A 4,101-nucleotide genomic window follows, 5' to 3' on the forward strand; every position below is an offset into this window, starting at 1 on the left:
CGAGGCATTCATCGCTTTGGCCAACGCGGTCATCGTGATCCGACGCCTCGTCCGCACCGCTTGGACAACCCACCGCTGGGACACCCGACCAACCCGACGACCATGACCTACCTGCGGAATCTCTTAGCAGCCGCCTCGCTTGCTGCCTGATCGTAGATGGCGAGCAGATGCTCGCGGCGTTCGCGCCCACTGAGCATCGTCCAGCGGCTGGCGCCGAGCAGCCACCACGAGACTACGAGCGCGACCAGCCACACCACGAGCGAGAGCGCAGCGAAGCCGAGCGCCAGTACCCCGACAATCATGGAGACCGAGCGCCATTCCGTTCCCTTGAGTAGGAAGGTGATGAAGCCCGCGATCAAGTAGATCACCAGGCCGATGCTCAGCCCGAAGGCGCCGAATGCACGGATGGCAAGCCAGATGGCGCGTGCCCGGCCGCCCGTCCCGTCGATGGGTGTCATGATGCGCTCCTTGCCCACCCATCATGCCACCGGGTTCCGACGGTGCCGTGATACCTGGGGTGGAGCTGGGTGAGCCGAAAACATCAACTTTGGTTGATATGGCCTCATGTATCAACTAAAGTTGATACATGGCAGATCAGATACGCATTCCGTCCGCCGACGACCCAGCCGAGGCGTTCGCCGCCGTCGTGGCCCTGCGTCGGCTCGCCAACTCGCTCGAGAGGTCCGCCGTCGACAGCGCCCTCACGAAGGGCTGGACCTGGGCTCACATCGGGGAGGCCCTCGGCATGACGGCCCAAGCTGCGCATAAACGTCTCGCCCCCTCCAAACGGTCAACCTCAACGAAAGAGAAGCCATGAACGCTATCCAGGAGATCCGGACCATCAATGCGCTTCTGACCGAGGCTGAGCGGCAAGCGCTCGCGCTCGGCGACGAAGCGCCCGCTGCGGAACACCTCGTCCTCGCAGCGTTGCTTCTCGAGGACGACTCTGCTCGCGTCGCACTGGGTGTCGACGCTTCCCGATTCAGGGAGGCGCTCGTTGCGGTTCATGCCGGTGCGCTCGAGTCGATCGGAGTTGCCGTCGGTGACGGAGAACTGCCGTCGGCGCAGGCGAAGCCAGGGGTGTATCGAAGCGAGGTCTCGGCTCAAGAGGTTTTCCAACGTGCCCGTGTGCTGGCGAAACAGGATCGGCCGCGCGGGCTGAGGATGGTCCACATCGTGCGGGCGGCAGCGGAGCGCGAGCACGGCACGGTGGCGCGCGTGCTGAGTGCCCTCGGAATCGATCGAGGCCGGCTTCTATGAGGCGATTCGCTGCCCTGGTCGTCGGTGCCTCGTTCTTCCTTGGCGTATGCGCGGGAGAGTCTCCGGGGCCTGACGTCACGCGGCGGACCTCCGGCGCCGACGGGGTGAGCCAGAGTGAAGCGCTCCTTGAGCATCTCCTCACGACAGATGCTCCCGGGTGCTCCGCTGCGGTCGCCGTCGACGGCACCCTCGCGTGGGCCGGGGCGCGCGGTGTGGCTGACATGGAGACGAAGGAGCCCCTGACGGAGGCGGGCCTGTTTGACTTCGCGTCGGTGGCCAAGCAGTTCACCGCCACGGCGATCCTTCTCCTGGAGAAGGAAGGGACGCTCTCGCTGGAGGACTCTCTGCGCGATTGGCTGCCCGAGCTGCCGTCCTGGGCGGCGTCGATCACGCTGGCGGAGATGATGCGGCATCGGACTGGCATCCCGGACTACACCTGGCTGCTCGTGGATGCGGGTGTCGATGTCTCCGATCTGGCCACGCAAGACGACGCGCTGCGGGCGATCGGGGAGGTCGAGGAACTGGCTGATGTCCCCGGACTCCGGTTCGACTACTCCAACTCAAACTACGTGCTGCTCGCCGAAGTCGTGGAAGCCGCGACCGGGAGACCGTTCGCAGACTTCCTCGCGCGCAGGGTGTTCGGCGAACACGAGCTTCGGCTCGAGCCGGCCTCTGACGCCATCGTGACTGGATACGAGGGTGGGCGGCCGTCATCGCCGGCATGGCTTCAAACTGGAGATGGCTCTGTGGTCGGCACCCCCACCAGCCTCGTCCTGTGGGCCGACTATTACCGCACCGGCCTGATCGACGGTGTGGACCTCGCGGGCCGGGCCACCGCTGACGCCGTCCCGATGGGAGGGCCCGACGGGATCAGCTATGGCGCGGGGATCGTCGTGGACGAGGCCGGTGCGCTCAGCCACAGCGGTGCGTGGGCCGGACAGCAGACCCTCTTCGGCGTCACCCCGGATAGAAGGACGGTCATCGCCGTGAGCTGCAACTCCATGGAGATCCCCGTCGACGACATCGCCCAGGGCCTCCGCAAGATCTGGGAAGAGGTCTGACCAGGACCGGGGCCCACGAGTCGTCTGACGCCTGGCGTATAGAATACCTACAGTAGGTATAACGCTTGGAGGTGTGATGTCGATCACCATCACGAGCCGTGAGTTCAATAGAGATGTCTCCGCAGCTAAGCGGGCCGCTGAGCACGGGCCCGTCACGATCACCGACCATGGTCGGCCCTCGCATGTGCTTATGACGGCCGAGGAGTTCGAACGGCTGTCTGGTGCTCGCGAACTGGTGGGGGATCGGCTGTGGTCCCGCGGCACCGAGGACGTTGAGCTTGAGTTGCCCCCGCGTCGACGAGAGGCTCCGCGAGAGCTCGATCTGTGAGGTACCTCCTCGACACCAATGTCGTGAGCGACGCACGCGCCAAGCGATCGCCGGAGCTGATGTCCTGGCTGAGTGGGCAGGCGGTCGGCGATCTTGCGCTCAGCGTCGTCTCCATCCTCGAGCTGGAGCTGGGCGTCAGACTGAAAGAACGCCGTGATCCCGCCGGCGCCAACCTTCTCCGGGTATGGCTGGAGGAAGATCTCAAACCGATGTTCGCCGGGCGGATCCTCGGTGTCGACGAGCCGGTGGCGGTCGTGGCTGCGGGGTTTCACGTACCTGACCCGATGCCCGAGATGGATGCCCTGATCGCGGCCACCGCAGCGGTCCACGACCTCGTTCTGGTTACTCGGAATGTGATGGACTTCCAGCGGGCCGGAGTACGGCTCCTCAATCCTTGGCTTGAGTCCTGACACAATCAGCACCCGACTGCCGCAGATGCCCTGGTCTCTGATCTGGGTACTCAGGTGGGCGGATCGGTGATTCGGAGTGCCTTGGGTGCGGCTATCGCCAAGAGCGCGACGAGCACCCAGCCGACGACGAAAACCGCGCTCGCGCGGTGATCGCGACGCGCATGCAGACCCTGTTCCCAGGCCCCTGCTCGCGCCCGGCTACGCCCCGAGATAACTGAGCACCGCCAGCACCCGATAGGTGTTCTCCGGCCGGAGTGCAGACCCAGCTTGTTGGCGTACGCCGTTTCAGCTCTTCTTCGGAACCCGGTAGTGGGTGCACACGAAGTCACGGTTTCGCACGGTGTCGACGAGTTCCAGCTGGAGAGTCCGGGGGAGCAGCGGCTGTCCCGAGCCGAGGGTGATCGGGGCGAACTGTACCCAGACGTCGTCGAGCAGCCCCGCATCGGCGAACTGGCCCACCAGGTCGCCACCGCCCATCACCCAGACGTCCTTCTCACCGGCTGCGCGCACGAGCTCGGGGTGCACGGTAGCCACGTCGCCGTGTACGAAGCGCACATCGGCACCAGTGGGAACGGGAAGCTCCCGGTGGGTGAACACCCAGGCGGGCTGGGTGTAGGTCCACTCGTCCTGATGGCGAAGCAGCCACTCGTACGTCGAGGCCCCCATCACCAGAACGCCGATCCCCTCGATGAACCGGGGGTAGGCCATCGGGCCCTCGACATCGAAGTCTTGGGTGAAAAGCCACTCAAGCGAGTGATCTCCGGTCGCGATGAACCCGTCGAGGCTCGATGCCGTGTAGTAGTGAGTCGCCATCGTGCCACGTTACTCGCCCCGCCTACGCAGACTATCGCGGCTCGCGTCGGGATGCGGCGTTCCGGGCAAGTGGGCCGTGACAGCGCTGGATCTTTACGACCACCACTAGACGAGTGAGTCCAAGGGGTTCAGTGGTCGTAGGCGATGAGTGAACGACGGATGGCGGCGCCGATGTGGTCGTTGTGCCAAATCGCGGTGGTCAGTGCAAGGATCTTGGCGGCGATCCGGG

7 protein-coding genes and 2 pseudogenes are annotated in these 4,101 nt (G+C 65.2%); 6 read left to right on the forward strand and 3 right to left on the reverse strand.

The annotated features are described in order from the left end of the window. A pseudogene (locus tag P0D62_RS18765) lies at positions 1 to 106 on the forward strand (IS5/IS1182 family transposase); the annotation flags it as partial. Position 107: 1 nt separating this feature from the next. On the opposite strand, the gene P0D62_RS18770 reads toward P0D62_RS18765, so the two are convergent. Continuing rightward, positions 108 to 458 carry a hypothetical protein gene (locus tag P0D62_RS18770; RefSeq protein WP_275704056.1) on the reverse strand — a complete coding sequence of 117 codons (351 nt, stop codon included), beginning with the start codon at positions 456 to 458 and terminating at the stop codon, positions 108 to 110. 128 nt (positions 459 to 586) lie between these two features. On the opposite strand from P0D62_RS18770, the gene P0D62_RS18775 reads away from it, so the two are divergent. From P0D62_RS18775 to P0D62_RS18795, 5 genes are all read left to right on the forward strand, one after another. After that, positions 587 to 817 (forward strand): hypothetical protein, encoded by a 231-nt coding sequence (locus tag P0D62_RS18775; protein ID WP_275704057.1) that lies wholly within the window; start codon positions 587 to 589, stop codon positions 815 to 817. Then, on the forward strand, positions 814 to 1,260 hold the full coding sequence (locus tag P0D62_RS18780) for a hypothetical protein (RefSeq protein ID WP_275704058.1): 447 nt from the start codon (positions 814 to 816) through the stop codon (positions 1,258 to 1,260). The genes P0D62_RS18775 and P0D62_RS18780 overlap by 4 nt, the downstream gene beginning before the upstream one ends. Further along, positions 1,257 to 2,321 carry a serine hydrolase domain-containing protein gene (locus P0D62_RS18785; protein ID WP_275704059.1) on the forward strand — a complete coding sequence of 355 codons (1,065 nt, stop codon included), beginning with the start codon at positions 1,257 to 1,259 and terminating at the stop codon, positions 2,319 to 2,321. The genes P0D62_RS18780 and P0D62_RS18785 overlap by 4 nt, the downstream gene beginning before the upstream one ends. 76 nt (positions 2,322 to 2,397) lie before the next feature. Next, the gene (locus P0D62_RS18790; RefSeq protein ID WP_275704060.1) at positions 2,398 to 2,649 is read left to right on the forward strand and encodes a type II toxin-antitoxin system prevent-host-death family antitoxin; all 252 of its coding nucleotides are present in this window, start codon (positions 2,398 to 2,400) and stop codon (positions 2,647 to 2,649) included. Then, positions 2,646 to 3,059, forward strand: a complete 414-nt coding sequence (locus P0D62_RS18795; RefSeq protein ID WP_275704061.1) for a type II toxin-antitoxin system VapC family toxin — start codon at positions 2,646 to 2,648, stop codon at positions 3,057 to 3,059. Before P0D62_RS18790 ends, P0D62_RS18795 begins: the two co-directional genes overlap by 4 nt. A 285-nt stretch (positions 3,060 to 3,344) precedes the next feature. Here P0D62_RS18795 and P0D62_RS18800 read toward each other — a convergent pair whose 3' ends face one another. Both P0D62_RS18800 and P0D62_RS18805 read right to left on the reverse strand, forming a co-directional pair. Next, positions 3,345 to 3,872, reverse strand: coding sequence for a dihydrofolate reductase family protein (locus P0D62_RS18800; protein ID WP_275704062.1), 528 nt, complete (start codon positions 3,870 to 3,872; stop codon positions 3,345 to 3,347). Positions 3,873 to 4,000: 128 nt separating this feature from the next. Continuing rightward, positions 4,001 to 4,101 (reverse strand): annotated as a pseudogene (locus tag P0D62_RS18805) (IS982 family transposase); the annotation flags it as partial.

Source organism: Tessaracoccus caeni, assembly GCF_029211185.1.
Lineage (GTDB): Bacteria > Actinomycetota > Actinomycetes > Propionibacteriales > Propionibacteriaceae > Arachnia > Arachnia caeni.